Annotated in this window: 17 protein-coding genes and 1 tRNA gene; 8 read left to right on the forward strand and 10 right to left on the reverse strand. The window is 43.9% G+C overall.

All coding sequences use genetic code 11. From position 1 onward, the window contains the following. The first annotated feature begins 99 nt into the window (after positions 1-99). Both L876_RS0110685 and L876_RS0110690 read left to right on the forward strand, forming a co-directional pair. Positions 100-1,218 carry a site-2 protease family protein gene (locus L876_RS0110685; RefSeq protein ID WP_028763807.1) on the forward strand — a complete coding sequence of 373 codons (1,119 nt, stop codon included), beginning with the start codon at positions 100-102 and terminating at the stop codon, positions 1,216-1,218. A 128-nt stretch (positions 1,219-1,346) separates the two neighbouring features. Continuing rightward, entirely contained in the window at positions 1,347-2,309 is a 963-nt protein-coding gene (locus tag L876_RS0110690; RefSeq protein WP_028763808.1) for a LysR family transcriptional regulator, read from the forward strand. Positions 2,310-2,571: 262 nt separating this feature from the next. Here L876_RS0110690 and L876_RS0110695 read toward each other — a convergent pair whose 3' ends face one another. From L876_RS0110695 to nrfD, 3 genes are read right to left on the reverse strand one after another with little or no spacing between them, the layout of a single operon-like run. Beyond that, complete coding sequence (locus tag L876_RS0110695) at positions 2,572-5,652, reverse strand: molybdopterin-dependent oxidoreductase (protein ID WP_028763809.1); 3,081 nt, start codon at positions 5,650-5,652, stop codon at positions 2,572-2,574. Between the two features lie 4 nt (positions 5,653-5,656). Beyond that, entirely contained in the window at positions 5,657-6,373 is a 717-nt protein-coding gene (dsrO, locus tag L876_RS0110700; protein WP_028763810.1) for a sulfate reduction electron transfer complex DsrMKJOP subunit DsrO, read from the reverse strand. Between the two features lie 9 nt (positions 6,374-6,382). Further along, positions 6,383-7,279 carry an NrfD/PsrC family molybdoenzyme membrane anchor subunit gene (gene nrfD / locus L876_RS0110705; RefSeq protein WP_028763811.1) on the reverse strand — a complete coding sequence of 299 codons (897 nt, stop codon included), beginning with the start codon at positions 7,277-7,279 and terminating at the stop codon, positions 6,383-6,385. Between the two features lie 559 nt (positions 7,280-7,838). Here nrfD and L876_RS0110710 point away from each other — a divergent pair. Beyond that, complete coding sequence (locus tag L876_RS0110710) at positions 7,839-8,516, forward strand: TorF family putative porin (RefSeq protein ID WP_028763812.1); 678 nt, start codon at positions 7,839-7,841, stop codon at positions 8,514-8,516. A gap of 231 nt (positions 8,517-8,747) precedes the next feature. Here the strand turns inward: L876_RS0110710 and L876_RS0110715 are convergent. Then, positions 8,748-8,832 (reverse strand) — tRNA-Leu (locus L876_RS0110715). Positions 8,833-9,147: 315 nt separating this feature from the next. Here L876_RS0110715 and L876_RS22480 point away from each other — a divergent pair. Further along, positions 9,148-9,276, forward strand: coding sequence for a DUF3149 domain-containing protein (locus L876_RS22480; protein WP_081730679.1), 129 nt, complete (start codon positions 9,148-9,150; stop codon positions 9,274-9,276). Between the two features lie 86 nt (positions 9,277-9,362). On the opposite strand, the gene L876_RS0110730 is transcribed toward L876_RS22480, so the two are convergent. Further along, positions 9,363-9,974, reverse strand: a complete 612-nt coding sequence (locus L876_RS0110730) for a superinfection exclusion B family protein (RefSeq protein ID WP_028763813.1) — start codon at positions 9,972-9,974, stop codon at positions 9,363-9,365. Between the two features lie 222 nt (positions 9,975-10,196). Here L876_RS0110730 and L876_RS21570 point away from each other — a divergent pair, with 222 nt between their 5' ends. After that, positions 10,197-11,840, forward strand: coding sequence for a sensor histidine kinase (locus L876_RS21570; RefSeq protein ID WP_051413080.1), 1,644 nt, complete (start codon positions 10,197-10,199; stop codon positions 11,838-11,840). A 105-nt stretch (positions 11,841-11,945) separates the two neighbouring features. Here L876_RS21570 and pepT read toward each other — a convergent pair whose 3' ends face one another. Further along, positions 11,946-13,181, reverse strand: a complete 1,236-nt coding sequence (pepT, locus tag L876_RS0110740) for a peptidase T (protein WP_028763814.1) — start codon at positions 13,179-13,181, stop codon at positions 11,946-11,948. A 129-nt stretch (positions 13,182-13,310) separates the two neighbouring features. Continuing rightward, the gene (gene tcdA, locus L876_RS0110745) at positions 13,311-14,123 is read right to left on the reverse strand and encodes a tRNA cyclic N6-threonylcarbamoyladenosine(37) synthase TcdA (RefSeq protein WP_028763815.1); all 813 of its coding nucleotides are present in this window, start codon (positions 14,121-14,123) and stop codon (positions 13,311-13,313) included. Between the two features lie 381 nt (positions 14,124-14,504). On the opposite strand from tcdA, the gene L876_RS0110755 reads away from it, so the two are divergent. Both L876_RS0110755 and L876_RS0110760 read left to right on the forward strand, forming a co-directional pair. Continuing rightward, positions 14,505-15,563: a porin gene (locus tag L876_RS0110755; protein WP_028763817.1), complete on the forward strand. Its 1,059-nt coding sequence runs from the start codon at positions 14,505-14,507 to the stop codon at positions 15,561-15,563. A 485-nt stretch (positions 15,564-16,048) separates the two neighbouring features. Continuing rightward, positions 16,049-17,065, forward strand: a complete 1,017-nt coding sequence (locus L876_RS0110760; protein ID WP_028763818.1) for a porin — start codon at positions 16,049-16,051, stop codon at positions 17,063-17,065. Between the two features lie 86 nt (positions 17,066-17,151). On the opposite strand, the gene L876_RS0110765 is transcribed toward L876_RS0110760, so the two are convergent. Both L876_RS0110765 and L876_RS0110770 read right to left on the reverse strand, forming a co-directional pair. Next, the gene (locus L876_RS0110765) at positions 17,152-17,811 is read right to left on the reverse strand and encodes a thiopurine S-methyltransferase (RefSeq protein ID WP_028763819.1); all 660 of its coding nucleotides are present in this window, start codon (positions 17,809-17,811) and stop codon (positions 17,152-17,154) included. Between the two features lie 98 nt (positions 17,812-17,909). Beyond that, on the reverse strand, positions 17,910-18,254 hold the full coding sequence (locus L876_RS0110770; protein ID WP_028763820.1) for a hypothetical protein: 345 nt from the start codon (positions 18,252-18,254) through the stop codon (positions 17,910-17,912). A gap of 216 nt (positions 18,255-18,470) precedes the next feature. Between L876_RS0110770 and L876_RS0110775 the strand changes: the two genes are divergently transcribed. After that, positions 18,471-20,291 (forward strand): protein kinase domain-containing protein, encoded by a 1,821-nt coding sequence (locus L876_RS0110775; RefSeq protein ID WP_028763821.1) that lies wholly within the window; start codon positions 18,471-18,473, stop codon positions 20,289-20,291. A gap of 4 nt (positions 20,292-20,295) precedes the next feature. On the opposite strand, the gene L876_RS0110780 is transcribed toward L876_RS0110775, so the two are convergent. Beyond that, on the reverse strand, positions 20,296-20,847 hold the full coding sequence (locus L876_RS0110780; protein WP_028763822.1) for an FxsA family protein: 552 nt from the start codon (positions 20,845-20,847) through the stop codon (positions 20,296-20,298). Between the last annotated feature and the right edge of the window lie 242 nt (positions 20,848-21,089).

The following is a 21,089-nucleotide window of genomic DNA, read 5'->3' on the forward strand; positions in this document are numbered from 1 at the left end:
AAAAACGAGGCGTAACATTCAGTTACGCCTCTTTTATTTTCAGGTCATTTACAGGCATAATTCAGCCTCATATGACCCCACATACTCAAGAGATATTACGTGGAACTACTCCGGATAGACTGTTTAGGTAAAGAGCTGCGCCTTGAAGGCTCAATGGCAGGCTGGCAACAACTCTATTGGGACAACCAACTTGTCTCGGTAAAGCAAGCATCAGCAAATAATGAAGGCTTAAAAAACCATGAATTTGAGCTAAAAGCACAAGCATCAAAAACTGAAAACCCGCAGCGAGTTGATGCTGTCTCGACAATAAAAATCACCCTAGAGGTCGATCTACGCTGGCAACCTTTTCACATCGATTATCGGTTACTTAACGGCGATGAACTACTCGAAGAAGGTCGTCGGGAGACAAAAGATATTGAGCGCCAAATACCAGTCCAGCCCGTCGAGGCACCACGTAAGTTCAGTCTTATAGGGCTCGCTTCATTAGGCTTTAAACTGTTAAAAAGCGCGAAAATAATCAAAGTGGTTTTAGCTGGTGCAAGCGTTGCCGCTTACTCCTGGTTGTTTTCGTTTCAGTTTGCTCTAGCTCTGATTGCCTGTTTGGTGTTCCACGAATATGGGCACATCAGAGCAATGAAGTACTTTGGTATGAAAACCAAAGGGATCTATCTCATCCCATTTATGGGAGGACTCGCCCTCAGTGATGAAAAAATTAACACTCGCTGGCAGGATGTGGTGATCTCAATTATGGGCCCCACATTTGGACTGTTCATGTCTATCGCCGCGCTCGTTGCTTACTGGATCACTGGCAATGTGTTCTTTGCCGGATTGGCGGCGTTCAACGCCCTACTCAACCTATTTAATTTACTGCCTATCCTTCCTTTAGATGGTGGCCACATTCTAAAAAGCATCAGTTTCTCAATGAACAGCGTACTGGGGTTGATCGCCTGTGTTGCTGGCGCGGCTATCGGCGTGTTTATTAGCTACACCTTAGGGCTAGCACTACTGGGATTTTTACTGCTCATTGGTAGTTTGGAGATCGTATTTGAGTGGAAAACACGTCACCAAAGTCACCTGCTGCCGTTAGACAGATATGGCCAACTGTTTTCTGCCATTTGGTACCTTGTTACTGTTGCTGCACTCGTGGCTATCATCTGGTACTTTGCGGGCAGCGGCGATGATATGCTCGGTTTACCCCTGAAGATTCTACAGAGCTAAATAGAAATTTAATGGCGTGACTCATCACGCCATTAAATTCCATGCCACCGCTCAAATTTGACAGACCATATTTGCCGCCACTCAGATCATATGATATTAAATAACAAAGGAATTACTTTGTAGTAACCATGAATATTGAACGGCTAGATTACCACTCTTTAATTGTATTCGAATCAGTAAGTCGCCACCTAAACGCTGGCTTAGTCGCTAACGAATTAGGCATGAGTATTTCATCGGTGAGCCGGCATCTCGGCATATTAAGAGACATCTTTAATGACGTACTCTTTATTCGTCGCGCTCATGGCTTTGTATTAACCGATAAGGCGATACAGGTTTTACCCTGCGTAAAACAGCTTTTACATGGCTATCAAGTTCTCAAGCACAACCACACTCAATTTAACCCTCTGACCGCAAAAGGGCATTTTAAGATCTATGCCTACAACGAATTTACCTACATCATTAACAAAGTCGTCAATGAATTTGTTTTACCACAAGCTCCCAATTTAACGTTTGAGATAAGAACCCTATCCAGTGACTGCAGTAGGGCCATTGAACATGGTGAAATTGATTTTGCAGTGGTATATGAAAATTTCAAAGAACATAAAATCATCAGCGAAATGCTCTCACCAACGGAAGAGATATTTCTAATCGCCAAGTCTGAACATCCAGTTTTCGAAGATGAACTCACTGTAGAGAACCTATGTAAATATGGTTATTTTGCGTTGGATAATTTTAATGACCTCTGCTGCCCACTACTGGAACAGATCGCTAAAAAAGAGGGGAAAAGTCTTGATATCAAAGGGGCTACAGATAACATCGCCGCTTTGAGCCGTCATATTATTGATACCAATTCAATTTCCATGAGCTGTAATGTATTTACCCAAGAGTATTTAGACTTAATACCAGATATTCAAACTTGTACCCTACCTAGTGAGCTTACCGAACAACTACTTGATATGATAAATGTAGGTCGTCGGGTAGGAAATTATCTGATTTACTCAGAAATCAATCAGTCATCAACTCACCACCGGCTCAAGCAGCAGCTGTTTAACACAATTAGAGATGAATGGTATCTGGCGCTAAAATCTTAAAGTAGTAAATAGTGCCTCATACATAAAAGAGCCTCGATTTATTGAATAATCAGATAAATAGAGGCTGTAGGATAAAAGACATTGTAGAGCCGACGAAATGGAGGGGGAACAATGTCTCCGCCAGCTGAGCGCACAATAACTCACTCCTCAATATAGAAAATGATCAATATCCAATCATAAGGTTAAGTAAAGCAAATTCCATTCAGGCCAACCTCATTACCACTATCAATAACGAGGAGGCCAACCTTTTAACCACTCACATTTATACTTTCTTTATCCCTACAGGAACACCATGCCTCGCCGTTGAACCGAAAGTTCTATCACGATACAAACTCGCACCTTTACGGGTGGGGTCGACGACGTTGAACGCATTGGGACAGATACCTGTGCCGCGCTCTTTGATCCCAGGACGCACCTTACCATCCACTTCTACGGCACTGGCACCGAATGCGGTATGCCCATAACCCATACCTACAACTATGGTCCCTCTAGCAACGGTTTTATCTGCCTGAACGATCCCTTCTAAATATTTGCCCTTAGGTGAAAGCACTTGTGCCTTATCACCGGATTTCAGGTTATATCTAGCTGCATCATCCTGATGTAACTGGATATAGTTTGTGTCTCCTAGCGCTGTTATCCTAGGTAGAGAAACAGAATAAGGGCTGCGCAAATGTAACTTAAAGGTAGAGAAATTAAACGGATACTCTTTCTCGCTCCAATGATCTCGAACCGCGCTGCCATCCCAGAAACGGTCGACATCATACACAGGTAAGCCATCATTATATTCCCCCGTATAGGAGTCTTTTACTCTGGCTAACGATTCGTTATAGATCTGAAACTGAGTATCCATGCGCATTGCCGCATTAAAAAACTCGCCTTCATAACGCTTATCAACACGCTCGTAACGTCCACCACGAGTCAACATAAATGCGGTAGGCCCAACTTCTTGAGGCTTCAGGCGCGCCTCGAACATAGGTAACGCACGCTCGACACTGGTGAACTTAATGTCCTCCTCCGTCGGCGAAGGTAATACGGTGCCGGTATGAGCGATGTTAGCAAACAGAGGCACATAGAAATCTGCCGGTGTGTTGAGGGAATAGGATTTACCCTGTAGATCTTTAAATGCATTATCGCCAAATCCCTTTAAGCCGATCGATTTACTGATGTCAATGATGAACTGCTCCATATTGACGTGATCACCATTTGCGGTTTTAGCGGTCCGCGATTCGACAACCGGCACACAAGCGACATCTCCTATATATTCGCTGCCCCACATACGGGAATTTGCCCACTGCTCATATTGAAGTGTATCCGGAACAATATAATCGGCGAACACATTGGTTTCATTGATATAAGGGTCAAGCGCGATGATTAAACCCAGCTGCTTGGGATCTTTGATAGAGTCTTCAACCTGATCCTGCAAGCCAGAGCAGCCGTAAATAGGATTGGTAGACCAAGTGATCCACGCCTTGAAGTTAAACGGATTTTTATTGGCATGGGCAACCAGCAACTCACCACTGTTATCTTGCACAAAGGTGTTATTCCAGGCCTCGTTTGCCGGATATGGATTCAGCCCTTGAACCACTTTTTGCTGGTACTCATGACTCTGTTCATAATCACCGGAACGCTCGGCATTAAATCCGACCACCTCAGTGTGTTCAAAATCCATCAAATTATACAGTGGGCCATCATAGATATCATACATAGTGGCATAGCCCACGCCGCCCATGTGCATCATACCGCCTTTGGCATTATGCGCGCCGACCATAGTCGCCAGCATGATCATCGCAAAGGCAAACTGACCACCATCGGTGGCATTACAGCCGGTATTGGTTTCAATAGAAACACTGCGACCATGGGAGGTAAACTCTTTGGCCAACTCCTCTATCTTGGCGATCGGGATTTCACAGCGCTCCGACAGATCTTGCATTGAGTGACTGTTGACGCGCTGCTTTAGCAGTGAGAAAGCCGTTTCAACCCGTACCTGTGAACCATCACCCAACGTTACGCTGTCTTTATAGAATAGTGTTGCCGCCTGCTCACTATCACCCGTGACCAACTGGCCGGTTTGTTTATCTATCACCATCTTCACTTCCGCAGCGCCTAATCCACAGGCCTCAGCTGTCAAAAACTGGTTATAAAGAGGGTGTTTCTTATCTTTTACCACTAGGTAGGTGGCATTGGTGTAATTCATCTCACCAACGGCATCGGCGCTTGCCTGACTAGGGGCTTCCAAATATGGTTTGCGGTAGCGCTCATTATTAATGATGTACTGCAACATGGCGAACATTAACGCCGTGTCTCCACCAGACTTGATCGGTAACCACTCACCATTTGCGGTATCTGTTTCTGAGGTTAATGATCGCAGAATGGGATCGATGACCACATATTTAAAGTCAGTTCGATCGCTACGCGCTTTAGATAAACGACGAGAGCCGACATTCAAACCGTTACCGCTGGTGCCAGGATTAGTACCGATGAAAATAGCAAACTTTGACTCCTCATAATCGACTTGGGGCAGCGCCATCTCATCAACGGCGTCGAAGCAACCCAATGCACAGCCGGCAACCTGTTGATGACCACAGTAGGAATCCTTGGTACCTATATTGGGTGTTCCCCATGATTCAGCAACGAAACGGTGCATAAAATCGGCGCGCGCCCCTTGCTCAGATGACGTTGAAACCAATAGCTGATTTTTAACAGGTCCAAAATCAGGGTAAGCCGGGTTGGCTAGCGCCGGATTAGCATGAATCGCCTTCAAGCCATCTACGTACCCCTCGCCGAAGAGATCCCCTCCATCAACAACCTCTTGCAGCATTTGTTCATACGAGATCGTTTGCCACTTGTTGTCTCCACGTTTCCCAACGCGCTTCATACAAGTGGTAATTCGATGCTCATCATCAAAGGCATCAGGAACTGCATTACCACGGCCACAAAGGGTGGCTCGATTGCTTTGGCTTAGGCCACTGGCCGCAGAGAGCTGGAACATAGCATCTTTAGGCGATGTTTCCATTGTCATGGGTTGACCGGCATTATTGGTCAGGGTGTAGGGGTTACCCACCGCCCGTAACACCTTATCGGTCTTATTATCGATACTCAGTCGCGCACCACAGACATTGAAGCAACCGTAACACTTGGAAAACGCGAAGCGCTGCTCCTGGTTTTCAATCATCTTATTGTCCGCATCGAAGCGATACTCTGGCGTTAATGAAGTGGGCGCATATCTGTTAATATCTGCATCACTCGTTTTACTGCCAGCTGAACTCATAACTTGGGTGCTTGCAGTACCCGCTGTCATCACTGCGGCGACCGATCCCGCCTTTAAAAAATTTCTACGATCCATGATGCTACCTCTGCCACAGTTGAGGTGAATGTATACTGAACGCGGTATTGCTCTCTTCTTGCGTCAAGCCAATATAAAAAACATTAGGTGAAGTCTGTTTGCTCGCCTGCAGCACCATAGGGTTACTCTGGCTCAGCAACTTAGATATTTCACTATTAACATCGTTAATATCGCCAAAGACACGTGCACCACCGGTACAGGTCTCGACACATGCAGGTAGCAAGCCTCTGGAAGTTCGTTGAATACAGAAGTTGCACTTATCTACCGTACCCGTTGTCGAGTTAGTAAAACGAACCCCGCCGTATGGACACGCCTGGATACAGTAGTTGCACCCGATACAGAGCGTAGAATCCACGACGACTATGCCGTCTTCTTCGCGCTTGAATGTCGCGCCCGTCGGACAAACTGACACACATGAGGGGGTCTCACAGTTGTTACACATGATTGGCAAATTAAATGCGTACTGTTTATCACCAATTTCCGCACTGGTCTGGATCACCTGGGTGCGATGTTCATTGGGTTTAGTGCCATTTTCCATGCCACAGGAGACGACGCAGGCTTTACAGCCATTGCATCGACTAAGATCGATCACCATGGCCAAACGCTTTTTGCCTTGTTGACGAATGACAGCAATCGCGTTGCCCGCAGGCATAAACATTACCCCAGTCGTGGCAATTGCACCGCCAGCCAATAGTTTGAGTGCTCTTCTTCTATCTAGCATCCTAGACTCCTAATAATACTGACCCGCGAGTAAAACCGAATAGCGCAAGCAAAATGCACCCATTAATATCAACACAGCTAACAGGTACTCTCTGCTATGAGACGCAGCCGTCTTGCCAATGATTGACGTTAGGTTCAGCAATAACGGCATAATTAATCCGATTAAAACGGCACCTATCCACCAAATAGCACCCGCATCACTTGAAAGTGAAAGCAGGTTGTCTACCCCATTAAATATACTGATATTGCGAATCGAGTAGGCGAACACACACACGGTAAGTAACTCAAGGGCCAATAGTGCAGAATCTGATTTAGCGAAGGAGTGGTTGACATCGGTTATCTTGATACGGGTTTTGACTATCAGCACCACTGCGGCGCCACAAGATAGGGCCGATAGTAGAAAGATCACCACCAGAATACTGTTTGACCAAACCAAGTTATGATTGATATCACCAATGAGTAACGCGGTGTATGAAGCGACACAGATAGCCAAGATCACATTAATCATCGCAAAGGGTCGGCTATGGCCAGGCTGATTCGCTTTCGCTCTAAATGAGAGACAAAAGAGGGAGGCAAAGATAATCGCCAAAGTCAGCAGCCAGGTCCCTATGCTCATCATGGAGCTTGGCTCGAACGTCATAAACAGGCGATAGAAACGGAAGAACTTACTCATATCACCATGAGCAATCCCGTATTGGAATGAGGTGAGATCGAATACGATCATTCCCGTACCAATAATTAATAACAGTGTACCCACAATGGCGCTGATTTTTGCCGTATCTAAGTGATGCGGCACTTGAATTTTATTCGATAGCACGAGACAACCACTAATAAAAAGTGCTCCGGCTCCTGCTCCGGCTAAAAACAGATAGGCTGCGACTAACAACCCCCAATGAACTTCGTTCATAAATATCCCTTATTATAATACTTAAACCTTTATTGACACCTGCTCATCCATACCCAACCTACAACCAAATATAAATAAACAATTCAACACCAACTTAAAAATTAAAAGCCAGCCACTAGAAAAATAATACAGCTCACAAACAAAAAAGCAGCACTAAGTCACACATAAAAATAAAGTTTGCGATCAATCTAATTTATTAGACCTTAACCATATTTAACACATTACGAAAAATATATTTCCCGAAATAACAAAAACAAGAGGACAACCAAAAAACACAACAATAACAACAAAGTAAAGCAGCGATCAGCTAATTAAGTTTAAGCAAAAAAATAAATCGAAGTTTAAGACCATATCCCAACAAATAGAAAAAGTGTTTATCAAAAAATGAAAATGAAAACATAAATCACAAATATATATAAAAAACAAAGTATCTGTATATTTTCAAAAGTCATGTTGGTAAAACGAACTTAAAGTTTTCACGACAAATAATAACGACAACTCACTACAATTTAGCTGATAAACTAAAAACTAGACAAACCATTTAAAATAAGGATTAATGATGAAAAAAATACTATTAACATCGTGCATCATGGCAATGGCGATGAATGCAAATCAGACCGTTGCTGCCGAAGATAGTCAATTTACGACATCTGGAGTGATGATGGGGTTGAGCAATTACCTCTGGCGTGGACAGACAATTAGTGATGATAAGCCATCGCTCCAAGCCGATCTTATGATAGAACATGATAGTGGGTTTTATTTAGGCTCCTCATTTGAAACCTATCGCTATGAGGATGAAGACAATGTAAATAACGACTATGAGATCGACTACTACGGTGGTTATTATCAGATGGTTAGCGACGATTTAGGAATCGGTTTCAATGCCATGAAGTACACCTACGGCGCGGGTGGATACAGCGTCGAATACGCCCTATCATTAGATTATCAGGCTCTGAATCTCGCAGTTAACTACGATCAGGATGTAGAAGCTTGGTATACTGAATTAAATTACTCATTCCCGCTATTTAACGACAGCAACCTAATAGCACATGCGGGTCTGTTTACCGATGCCGAAGCCTATGAGTTTGATGACAATGGCAAGGTGGCTGACACAGCCTACGATGTTGCATTGCGTTACAGCTACCCGTTACTTTCACAGCTTGATCTGATGCTGGAAGCCAGTTATCACGAGTTTAATGATGATCATTATATGATTGGATTAGCATATAACTTCTAGCAATCTACATATTGTGGAATTTAGAGAAGCAAGACTATAGCTCGTATTCATGTGCAATAAAATTCAAGAAGACATTTTGCTATGCTCTAGAAGGCGAGAGTTCGGACTTTTAAATAGCTTAGAAATACTAAGCGATACCTTAGAAGTAAAGCCTTGCATCAAAAAATTTAAGACATAAAAAAACCTGCTATATAAGCAGGTTTTTATCTCTCTAAAGAGAGTATTTGATAATGGTACCGAAGGACGGACTTGAACCGTCACTCCCGAAGGAAACGGATTTTGAATCCGTCGTGTCTACCAATTCCACCACTCCGGCATTATCAAATAGACTGTACTAAGCGATTTCCCCTTAGCAAGTGAACGGAATTATACCTTCGCTTTTTCTAATGGCAAGCCTTTTGAGCCTCATACTTTATCGAATGCACAAAATTCCGTCTAACGGCTAGATTAGGTGCTTTAGTGCATACCCAGTGCAGCGCAATTCGATAGATCGCTCACAAATTTAACCCTCAATCACCACAAATTTTTCAATTTGGTAGCAATTTTTGATCGAGATCAGCATCTGTCATATTGAATCGCGCTAATTTAGCCATGACATCTTTATAAACATCTGCGAAAGAGGACTTCTCAAATGGCATTTTGGTTAGATTTAATGTTCGGTAACCCCATTGGTTTAATGTCGATGATCGTCATCTTCACTACCATTGGCATAATGTCGTACCTAATGTGGTTGTTTATCTCGAAGTCAAAACCAGAATAGATAGGGCCTGTAGGCTCAGTGTTAATTCACTTTTCTAATGCAAATGGGGGCCTGATGCCCCCACTTTTTTGCCTATTTTTTGTCAATCAGGCTGCATGTTTACGCGTGGTGACCAATGAGTGGACAAAGTGCGGCCTTGCTTTAATCAGTAACTGCATCTGCTCCTGGTTAGGCTCTCCTGGGGGCAACCTCAATACCTGACGATTAAGATAACTTCTGGCAATCATCGATATTTTATAATCGGCAGTCGGTCCTTGAATAGCATAATGCTTCTTGTTGCCAAGGTACTCCAAAATATTTGTTTCCAACAAACTCTTCACTGCTGACTCGTTCTCAGGCAAGGTCAAAATTGTTTCGCCCTGCAGAAAGAATTCACGTAGTAACGCTCGCTCTGTTGGGTCCAGCAACCTCACCTTGCGCTCAATAATCTCAACTGTTCGCTTACTCTTTAAGTAATGAATCGCTTCATCAAGAAAGTAGTTAGCCACCTGCATAAGTAGATAAGCTGCGCCAATAATCAGCCCTAAACCAATAAAGTGAGCATTCTGGGTCACCACGGGCTCTAAATTCAATCCAATGATGAGTGCCTTTGGCGCAAATAACAGTGCCCCGCTGACAATCGTCAGCCAAAGCATCAAATTGAATATTATTTGCTTAGGCGTCACCTGTTTAAACCAAGCTACATTCAACTTTTCCATTTTATACCCTAGTGTCAAAAAACCTGCAGTACTTAGGCAACCTGCAAGTCTAATGCCAATGCGGAAGGCAAGATAATGACTTAACAAACATCAATTTGGGAGAAATATTTTTAATTAGAGTAAGCAGAAAATCAGATCAGGGCTATGCTTTAAACTATGTCAAATCCCTCTGTAGACAAAATGTTGCTGTCTATAAACCCTTTAGGAAAGCGAAGCCAGTAAATGCAGAAGATCACTAGCCAACTGCTTAAAAGTCCGATTGGTCGCAAACTGACTCTATCAATCATACTTTTCAGTTCATTAATTACTTTGCTAACAACGGGTTTCCAGCTCATCAATGACTACCGTAGTGATGTTAATCGAATCTCGCGCCAATTCGAGAGTATCGAAAAAGTTAACCTAGACGTGTTGGCTGCCAGTATTTGGGTTATTGACGAACGTCTGATCAATACCCAAATTGATGGACTCATTCAGCTTCCTGACATTACCTATATCGCAATTAATGATGACAGCGGCCAAGAGTGGCAAGCTGGGGCGCCACAACCCGTCAATACTATCGAGAAGTCTTTTCAATTAACCTATCAATCAGGCAGTGAAGATATCAATGTCGGTACATTAGTGGTACAAGCCGATCTTAAAGTGGTCTACGAAAAACTGCTCGACCGTGCAATTGTGATCTTACTTTCCAATGCTATCAAAACCTTTATTGTTGCAGGTTTTATTCTCTTCTTAGTCTGGTTCCTGGTTACTCGACACCTACACAAACTAAGCTCCTACAGCCAAAACATCAATTTGGACGGCGAATTTGAACCCTTAGTTTTTGTCAAAAACAGCCATAAGAATGATGAGTTTTGGTTAGTGGCGGATGCCATTAACCAGATGCAGCAGCAACTGCGAAGCTCTTTCGACGACATCAAGCGTTCTAAACAAGAGCTACAAGAAGCCCTTGCTGATAGAGAACGCTTATTGGAACTCGAACGTAGTTATAAAGATGAATTAGCAAGACAGGTCAAAGAACGTACCCAAGAGTTAGAACAGTCACTCTTGGTATTAAAACGCGCCCAAGAAGTGCTCGTGGAGCAAGAAAAAATGGCCGCCTTGGGTGGGTTGGTCTCTGGCGTGGCACACGAAATTAATACCCCAATTGGTATCTGCCTCACCGCGGCAAGTAGCCAGCTCATTCATATTCAAGAGCTAATCACCCTCATCCATAGTGAAAATGCCACCCTCGAAGAGATAAACAGCATATTAGAAGAGTATCAGGAGAGCTGTGAACTGATCATTAGCAATATTACCCGCGCCAGTAGTTTGATTCAAAAGTTCAAAACCATCGCTGCCGAGCAGAGTTTAGAGGAAAAACGCAGTGTTAATTTAAAGCAGGGCTTAGTCGAGCACCATGAATCAATGAAGTTCCTCTATGGTGAACGATTGGTCGATGTGGATTATCACCTCGATCCCACCTTAACCATTCGGACGAATTTAAGTTTATTCAAACAGATAATTACTAATTTATTATCGAACGCTTATGCTCATGCGTTTAACGATCGGGAAAACGGTAAGCTGCGGATAGATGCTCAAGTGGACAATGACACAGTGACCATTAAAATCCAAGATAATGGCGAAGGGATCAGCGATGAAGCCTCACCCCATATCTTCGAGCCCTTCTACACCACAACTCGCTCTCAAGGCGGAACTGGCCTTGGTTTATCTGCCGCCTTCAATGCTGCAACCCTACTCCAAGGTAAAATACGCTATGAAAAAGAGTGTGAATTGGGCGGCGCCTGCTTTGTTATCTCTTTCCCCGCAGAGGTGCTAGCACCAACACAAGCAGACTTAGGTTTCATGACCAAGTCATCATTCAGTTAACCTCTACTTAGGGTATTACTCAATAATGACCAAACCGCGTTACTCTTATCCAATTCTGCATGGCAAATAATGAGTAATGCAGAGCTAAGCATCCCCCAAACCGTATTAGTCAGACTCTTGGTAGCGCTTCGCTGTTAGCAGCGCAATTTCAATAATTACTTCAGTGGCCTTTATCATGGACTCTAAACAGATAAATTCGTGCTTACCATGAAAGTTATGCCCACCAGTAAACAGGTTTGGACAAGGTAAGCCCATGTAAGACAGACGACTGCCATCAGTTGCACCGCGAATCGGCTCAATAACTGGCTGTACATTGCGGTTTTGCATCGCCTGTTTAGCAATATCGATAATATGTTGATGACCATGAAACTGATCACGCATATTAAAATAGCTATCGGTTATCTCTACCGACAATTCACCACCTAGCAGATCGGCATTACAGCGCTCTACTCGTTCAGTTAACCAACGTTTTCGCTGCTCAAACAGATCGATATCGAAATCACGGATCAGATAGGTCAGCTGCGCTTGTTCTGTCACGCCATGCATATCAATGAGATGGAAGAAACCGTCGTAGCCCTGGCTATTCTCTGGTGTATCTCCCAGTGGCATCTTTGCGTGAAAACGTGCAGCCATACTCTGTGCGTTGATCATCACACCAAAAGCGGTGCCAGGATGACAGTTATTACCTTTCGCTGTGACTACCGCCGTTGCGCCATTGAAGTTTTCAAACTCTAAGCTACCAATACCGCCACCATCAACCGTATAAGCCCACTCAGCCCCAAAATCCGCAACATCAAAACCGTCCGCACCTCGGCCAATCTCCTCATCAGGGGTAAAACAGAGACGAATCTCGCCATGCTGCGACGCGGGGTCCTCAAGTAAGCTTGCCAATGCGGTCACAATCTCAGCAATGCCAGCCTTATCATCACCGCCTAACAAACTGGTGCCGTCTGTGGTGATAAGCGTCTGACCAACGTAGTTATTTAACACAGGAAACTCAGTGACACTCAGATTTTCGCTGGCATTCAGGCGGATATCGGTACCTGCATAATTTTCAATAATCTGAGGGTTAACATGCGCGCCATTAAAATCAGGAGCAGTATCGAGATGAGCAATAAAACCAATAACAGGCACACCAGCAACCGTAGCGGGGACAGTTGCAGTCAGGTATCCGTTTTCAGTTAAGTTGACCTCACTGAAACCCAACTTGATCAACTCTTGCTTCAACTGATCGGCCAGTGCCATTTGCCCAAATGTGCTAGGACATTGTTGTTGCTTGGGATCTGATTGAGTATCGAACTGAATGTAACGTAAAAATCGATTTAAGATGGCCTGTTTCATATCATAATATCCGCAGAAAAAGTCGACCGAGGATAACAAGCTCATCCACATCGACTTTAGACCTACATCAATTTTTTACAATATAAGCGTGATAAATCCCGTCACATTTTATGGCAGAAATAATGCCTACTAGGCTTTAGCCGCCAATTTAGTTAATACTCGACTGGCGGCCACAAAACCAAACGTGCCGGTAACCACGGTCACCGCACCAAAACCAGACGCACAATCCATACGCATACTGCCATCGGCACTCGCCTTGGTACTACACACTGAACCGTCACCTTGCGGATACACTAACTGCTCAGTCGAAAAGACTGCTTCAATACTAAAGCGACGCTGTACATTTTTAGAAAAGTTGTACTCTCGGCGAAGGATATTCCTCACTTTAGCAAGTAAAGGATCTTGATAGGTTTTAGCGAGATCGGTGACCTGGATCTGTGTCGGATCGGTTTGCCCGCCTGCACCGCCAACCGTAACAATAGGCAGTTTCTGACGCTTGCACCATGCAATCAAAGCTGCCTTGGGTTTTACCGCATCGATACAATCAACAACGTAGTCTAAATCACCACCGGCTTTTTTACCGTTAAAGTACTCGCTGAGGTTATCTAGGGTAATGAAGTCTTCCACTTCATTGACTTGGCAATCAGGATTAATTTGACGAATACGTTCAGCCATCACTTCGACTTTCGACTCACCAATCGTCTCTTTAAGTGCATGAATTTGCCTATTAGTATTGGTTACGCAAATATCATCAAGATCGATAAGCGTTATTTTGCCAATTCCGCTACGCGCCAATGCTTCAGCAGCCCAAGTCCCTACACCACCAATACCCACCACGACAACGTGCGACTGAGCAAAACAGTGCAACGCCTTGGTTCCATATAATCGACCAATTCCGGAAAAACGATTTAAATAGGCATCAGATAATGTTGCTTGGCTCAAGGTGTGCTCCCACAGGAATAAACAAACGCGCTGATTTTATCCTAATCCATGACAAAGCGACAATGAAAAACCCTGCGACGAATGTTAATGGATACTGGGAGTTAATTAATAGGCACAACAATAATGTTAAGCCCGTTAATTTTAAGTTTAAGCTAATGTTTTCACTTGTAAAAATATATGACTAATATCACACCGGATAAACTATTTGTGATAGTGATCACAAATGGCGCAACTGAAAAACTGCAAACTTGCGGTCGGAAAATACAGATATAGATCACCCACATTTGCCTCCATTTATGTGGGTCATTTAACAACCTGAACATCATTAGCTAAAAACTAAGGCTTTGACATAAAAGCCGTAATCGCTACAGGAAGATGAAAATGAAAAAAACTGTTCTATCTGCAACTATTATTTCTGCACTGGCTGCGACCTCTTTTACTGCGCTGGCAGACGGTCCCAATTTCTACGGTCGCGCCGATCTTGCCTTCACAAATTCAGACAACGGTATTGCCACTCAAAACCAGAAAGACGGCACAGTGATTGAGAACAACTTCTCATGGTTAGGTGTTAAAGGCACTGAAAAAATCAATGATGGCTTAGAAGTGATCTATCAGATGGAGTTTGGTGTCAGCAACTTTGACAACTCAAACAATACCTTTGCCGCACGTAATACATTCCTTGGTTTAAAGACGGCAGCGGGTACTGCGCTTGTTGGTCGTAATGACACAGTATTTAAAGCCTCTGAAGGCGGTTTTGATCTATTTGGCAACACCAATTCAGATATCGACCTGTTAGCCGCAGGCCAATCTCGTAGCGCTGATGGTATTAGTTACTACTCACCAAAGATTGCCGATCTTATTACCCTGAATGCCACCTATTTAGTTGAAGATAACTACGTGAAATATGATGGCACTGAGCGAGTTGACGCTGGCAATATGTATGCCTTAAGCGCGACAATTGGTGACAAAGCCCTTAAAGCACAAAACTACTATGTTTCTGCTGCATACAACGATAGCATCGACGACGTTAAAGCTTACCGTGGTGTCGCACAAGTCAAGCTAGGCAACGTGATTGTCGGTGGTTTCTATCAAAACAGTGAACACGTTGATAGCAAGTACGCTAACCTAGAAGGCGATACCTACTTCGTTAATGCTGCTTATGTAATGGGTGACCTTAAACTTAAAGCCATGTACGGTAACGACAACTCTGGCTTAGGAAAGTATGTGAGCCGTTATGTTGGCAACGCTGATGGTGCCGGCATGGAAACTGTGTCGAATGTTGACCTACAGCAGTTCAGCGTTGGTGCTGACTACCGTATTAGCAAAAGTACCCTGTTCTATGGCCACTATACTAAGTACGATGGCGACCTTATGTTAGGTGGTTCAAAGCAAGATCTAGGCGATGATATCTTCACCGTGGGCATGCGTTTCGATTTCTAACGCCCACCTCTTTGCCAGAAAAAGCGATCTCTATGGTCGCTTTTTTTCGTTTTGTATTCGAAACAGCCACTAACGCCAATTTTGCACTTCCATCTCCCCTTCATCACTCGACAATGCGATCAATGGCACAATTTGACTATATTTCACGGCATTTACTAGCAAGTTGACTACAATTTCAGCATCTACTTATTAAGCTACAAATTAATTACAGTTTAATTTCGGTCACCAGGTTCTAAGTAGATGAAAAGCTCCAACTTTACAACAATTGACCATTTTTCACACAAAGCATGCAGATTGTTCACAATTTCAGCCTTAAGCGAATGTGGATGGGCAAAAATTTGATCTATACCACAATCTTACTGCCATAAAACTGTAAACTTCTGGCCACCTTTGTTACAAGAATGGAAGCTTGGAGCAAACTATTAAAACTATGTTAATAACCATTAAAAAATGGAAAAAGAACTAAGTTCTTGGGAGCACAACACATGAAAAAATCTCTAATCTCTGCATCAGTAGCATCTATCATTGCACTAACATCATTCGGCGCGCTAGCCGATGGTCCAAACTTCTATGGTCGTTTAGACTTAACGGTAACTAACTCTGACACAGGCCTCACTACTCGCGAAGGTAAAGAAGGTACAGTACTAGAGAACAACTTTTCTCACTTAGGTGTTAAAGGCTCAGAAAAGATTTCTGACGGAATCGATATTATCTACCAGATGGAATTCCAAGTTGAAAACACTTCAACAAACAGTGATGTTTTCAAGGCGCGTAACACTTACCTAGGTCTTAAGAGCGCAGCTGGTACAATTCTAGTTGGTCGTAACGACACAGTATTCAAGCAAGCTGAAGGTGGTATCGATCTATTCGGTAACTCAAACGCCGATATCGACCGTCTAGTGGGTGCACAAACTCGTAGCGCTGATGGTATCTGGTACTACTCGCCAAAAATTGCTGACCTACTGACCATCAATGCAACTTACCTAATGGAAGATAACCAAGCTTCTGATGACAGCCAATATGCTGTTAGCGCAACGATTGGTGACAAGAAGCTAAAAGCACAAAACTACTATGTAGCTGGTGCTTACAACAAAGCTATCGCTGATATGGATGCTTACCGTGGTGTGGCTCAAGTTAAGCTAGGTGGATTTAAGATTGGCGGCCTGTTCCAAAACTCAGAAAGTATTAGCAAGCCAAACCTTGAAGGTAACTCATACTTCGTTAACGTAGCTTACAACCTAAATGGTGTTAACTTAAAAGCTGAATACGGTAAAGATGAAGCAGGTCTAGGTGTCTATGCTAAGCGCTCAGGCATTCAAACTGCAGATACTACAGATGTAAACATCACTTCTATCGTTGTCGGTGCGGATTACAAGGTGGCTAAATCAACTATGGTTTATGGTCACTACGCAATGTATGACGGCGATTACAAAGCTGCTGGTATCAAAACTGATTTAGAAGATGACAACGTATTCACTGTTGGTGTTCGTTACAACTTCTAATCATCTTGCCTAACGCATAGATGATAAAAAAGGCGACCTCTGGTCGCCTTTTTTGTTTATGCTTTGATTCGTCTATTTGCTAATCGTTAGCCCTTTCTTTTTAAACGGTATACAGACTCGGTCAGCCAAGGCACCTGTTTTTTCAGAAAACGGGGATTGTCTGCCAACACATCTTCGCAACTCAACCGCTCAACCTCAAAGTACTCACTCATGTGCGCCATGATCCAATCATCTGACACAGCAAATGGCGGGCCATTAAGCGTCTCTTGTGGGTAGTCTAAGGTCACTAGCACGCCTAAGCTACTGGGTGGAATAAGTTTAGCAAGTTGCTGAACGTAACTTAAGCGCATCGCCTCTGGCCAGGCAATGAGCGCAGCTCTATCATAAAAGCCACTGATATCTGATAAGTAATCGCTTGGAAGGGTAAAAAAATCGCCTTGATAAAGTGTGACCTGCTCGGTCTGATAACAGGCGTGCTCGCCTTGAAAGGATTTAGTGACGGCAAGTTGATTGTCACTAAAGAACTGCTCTACAGCATCGGCGCTTAACTCGCAGCCAATCACTTCATGCCCTTGTTCGGCTAAGTAACACAGATCTAAGCTTTTACCGCACAGCGGCACAAAAACCTTAGCGCCTGGGTTAAGCTTTAATTGAGGCCAATTCGCAATTAATAATGCATTGACCTCATCAAGATGAAAACCTATTTGCTGTGATGCCCATTTATCATGCCAAAAGCTAGGTTGCATAGTCCACTCCGAAAATTCACTATGCACAGCACTTTAATCGCATCATCAACGAGATGCAAAGCGAACCCCTAAAATACGCTATTTAACCCGAGTTCAGATTATTTTATGTCTATAGCCTTCTGAACGCGCCTTAACCAGACACAATTTTCGCACTCACAATTTCGTCGGGACAGGTGATGAGGCGTCAGGCTAGAATCAATAAAATCAACGGCAATTAACAATTGCTGTTTTAATTCTTCCACTGACTTTTGTTCCACCGCCACCAACTCATCGTTGTGATTCATCCAGACACACTCCATCCCTTGATGGCACTGAATACAATCCATATCGGTACTGTTGAAAAAACCAGCATGAGGACAGAACTTCAACTCCATAGATTGCACAATGCGCTTTCTCGGATATTCCAACAACTCGATCAATAGGGCTTTGTCTGATTCAGTCATAATGCCCTCCTCGCTTTTATTAGTATTTTCTCTTAAATAAGAGGCTTATGTTTATATTAGCTTCAGGTTACCGTTATGTGTATGTAACAGAATTGATGTAGGTCAATATCTACTCCGAAAATATCAGTTAGGAATCACACTGTTGAAAAATCTAGCAATTGGACTCTACTGCCTGTTCTTGCTATAAAAACGTATCTCATAGACAAGATGCCAATCATGCCCAATACCATTGCTCCAAGCCCTTCACTGCAACACTTCTATATCTCTGAAGAGCAGTCTATTTATCTGTTAAAAGCCGACGATGCGCGTAAACATCGCGCCTGGATCCGCCTGTGTAAACAGCAATTGAACAAATTGGGCTACAGCGATATCGAACTGGTCGGCAAAGGCGCTTACGGTTTTGTGTTTGCCGGAGTAGATAAACAACACAATGCCCATGTGTTTAAGTTCTCAAGACTCACCTTGCCCCAACACATACAGGACAGACTGGAAGAGGAAGCTTTTATGCTCTCTCAGGTGATTCACCCCAATGTGCCACCTGTAATTAAGTTTGAACATGTCGGCAAACAGGGCATATTAGTGATGGCACGAGCGCCAGGTGAAGACTTAGATAAACTATGCTTACGACATGGCGCGCTGCCAGTCTCAATGATCATGAGTATCGCTCGCCAACTCGCCCATATCGTGCAGTATCTACATCACGGCCGCCCATTGGTACACGGTGATATTAAGCCCTCCAATTTAGTCTACGACATCCATAGCAATCACCTATCTCTGATCGATTGGGGCTCTGCAGTCTTTGCCCAGCGAGACGGTCAGGGCAAGCCTGTTAACGGTAATGTGATGGATCTAATGTCGAGCGACCAACAACACACTAATGCACGCATGGGGGATGTCTACTTTATTGGTGACGACCAGCTCAATGGCGCCCTCTCTAGCCCCCGTTTTGATGAACAAGGCGTGGCGGCAACCCTCTACGCATTAGCTTCAGGTCAAGCCAGCCGATTTGGCAGTAGAGTGATCCCAGCCACCAGCATAGGCTTGCCAATTGAGCTAGCCAGAACCTTAGATGGTATGCTCAGCGATGACCCCGATACTCGCAATCGTGCTGGCGATTATTTTCTAAAAAGTATGTCCCACAGCCATAGACTGCACCTTCCTGACATAGCCAAGCCATCGATTCAGCCAGAGATACCAGTATGGGAGTTAACCCGTGGTAAAGATGTCGAAACGGTCACCTACAGCTCACGTAAGTCATTTCTCAAGGAACATAATGGCGACGACCCCATTGAAAAAATGGACGATCTTCAACTAGAGAAATATTACCGTAACTTTATGGCAGGCATGGGCGATACCGAAAAAGGGTTTATCGCCGCCGTGGGGCGCGTGGGTCAATATTCAATAGTTGGTGGGCTTGCCATCCATTGGCAGGAGTCGGGCGTGTATATCGACTCTAACCTTGCGACCTATAACAGCGAGGAAAAAGCCGCACTCATTTTGGCCGTGAACAATATGGTGACGTTAGCGCGAGGCATCAAACGCATCGGTGTCTTTAAAGCCTGTTTCTTTAACGCTCGTGACACCTTACATCTCGAGCGTAACGATACCACCGAGCCATTTACCCCTAGCGCCGATCAGCAGTTGCCTTTTGAAGTGGGCGATGTGCCATCACTCGAAGATAAATCACGGCTACATTCCTATTTCGAAGATGGTCGAGATCCCGATGAAAACTTAGAGCTGCCCAAGGAGATCATGACGGAACTAGGTTGGATCAACCAAATCCACCATACTGGCTGCATTATCTTTGAGGTATTACCTAATCACATGAAAATTCATAGCTACTTAAGGCTACTCAACCCGAGGAAACAAGCGGCATTTCGTGCCAGTCTCGACCGAATTTTAAGTCATGTGGGAAAAATACAAGGAAAGGGCGTCTCAGGGTTTATGAAACTCCCTTATAAGAATACGCGTCGCTTTAATCACTTAGATAGACTTGAAGACAACTTCTACCCTAAAAACCCCAAAGCGATGAGTTAAATGACTATGCCTTGGGATCTTGCTTATCATCTAACTGATGTGACTCATCGCGCTTATCGGACGGGTCGGCCTTGTGTTCATAGTCGCCGTCGAAGGTATTACCTTGGTCACGATCAAAAGGTGAACGGCCACCAGCATTACCATTTGGCCCAAAGGGACCAGGACCGAAGCCCGCCTGAAAACCGCCTTGGCTGCTAACCTTAAGCTGCATCCTTTTATACAGGTAACCCGCAACCGGAATCCGTGTAAAAGGTGTCAACAACAATAGGCCAATAAAGTCGGTAACAAAACCAGGTATGAGCAACATTAACCCTGCCACCGCTAGCATCATTCCCTCAACAATCTCTTGTCCAGGCGCTTCACCGCGAGCCAATTTTTGCTGCACTTGCATCAAGGTACTGATCCCTTGACTACGGACCAATGACACCCCGACAACGGCGGTAAATATCACTAAACCTACGGTGGTCCAACTGCCTAATGACTCACCAACACGGATCAGTACATTCAACTCAATTACTGGCACCAGTACAAAGACGATTAACAGAATGAAAAACACACTGACCTCACATAATGACGTTATTTCTTAATTTATTGAAAACTAAATGGGGGCTATCGGGTCTACTTTCAAGTCCAGCATCGAAAACCCAGCGACTTTATGCCGCGCTCAATCTTGGATAAGCTCACTATTTTAGCAAGTGCTTAATGCAAATCGCCATCAAAAGACGTAAAGTATGGCCAATAAAGTTAACCCGATAGATCATTAATCTTAGTCTATGCGTATTGACTTAAAATAGTTTA

Source organism: Shewanella colwelliana ATCC 39565 (genome assembly GCF_000518705.1).
GTDB lineage: Bacteria > Pseudomonadota > Gammaproteobacteria > Enterobacterales > Shewanellaceae > Shewanella > Shewanella colwelliana.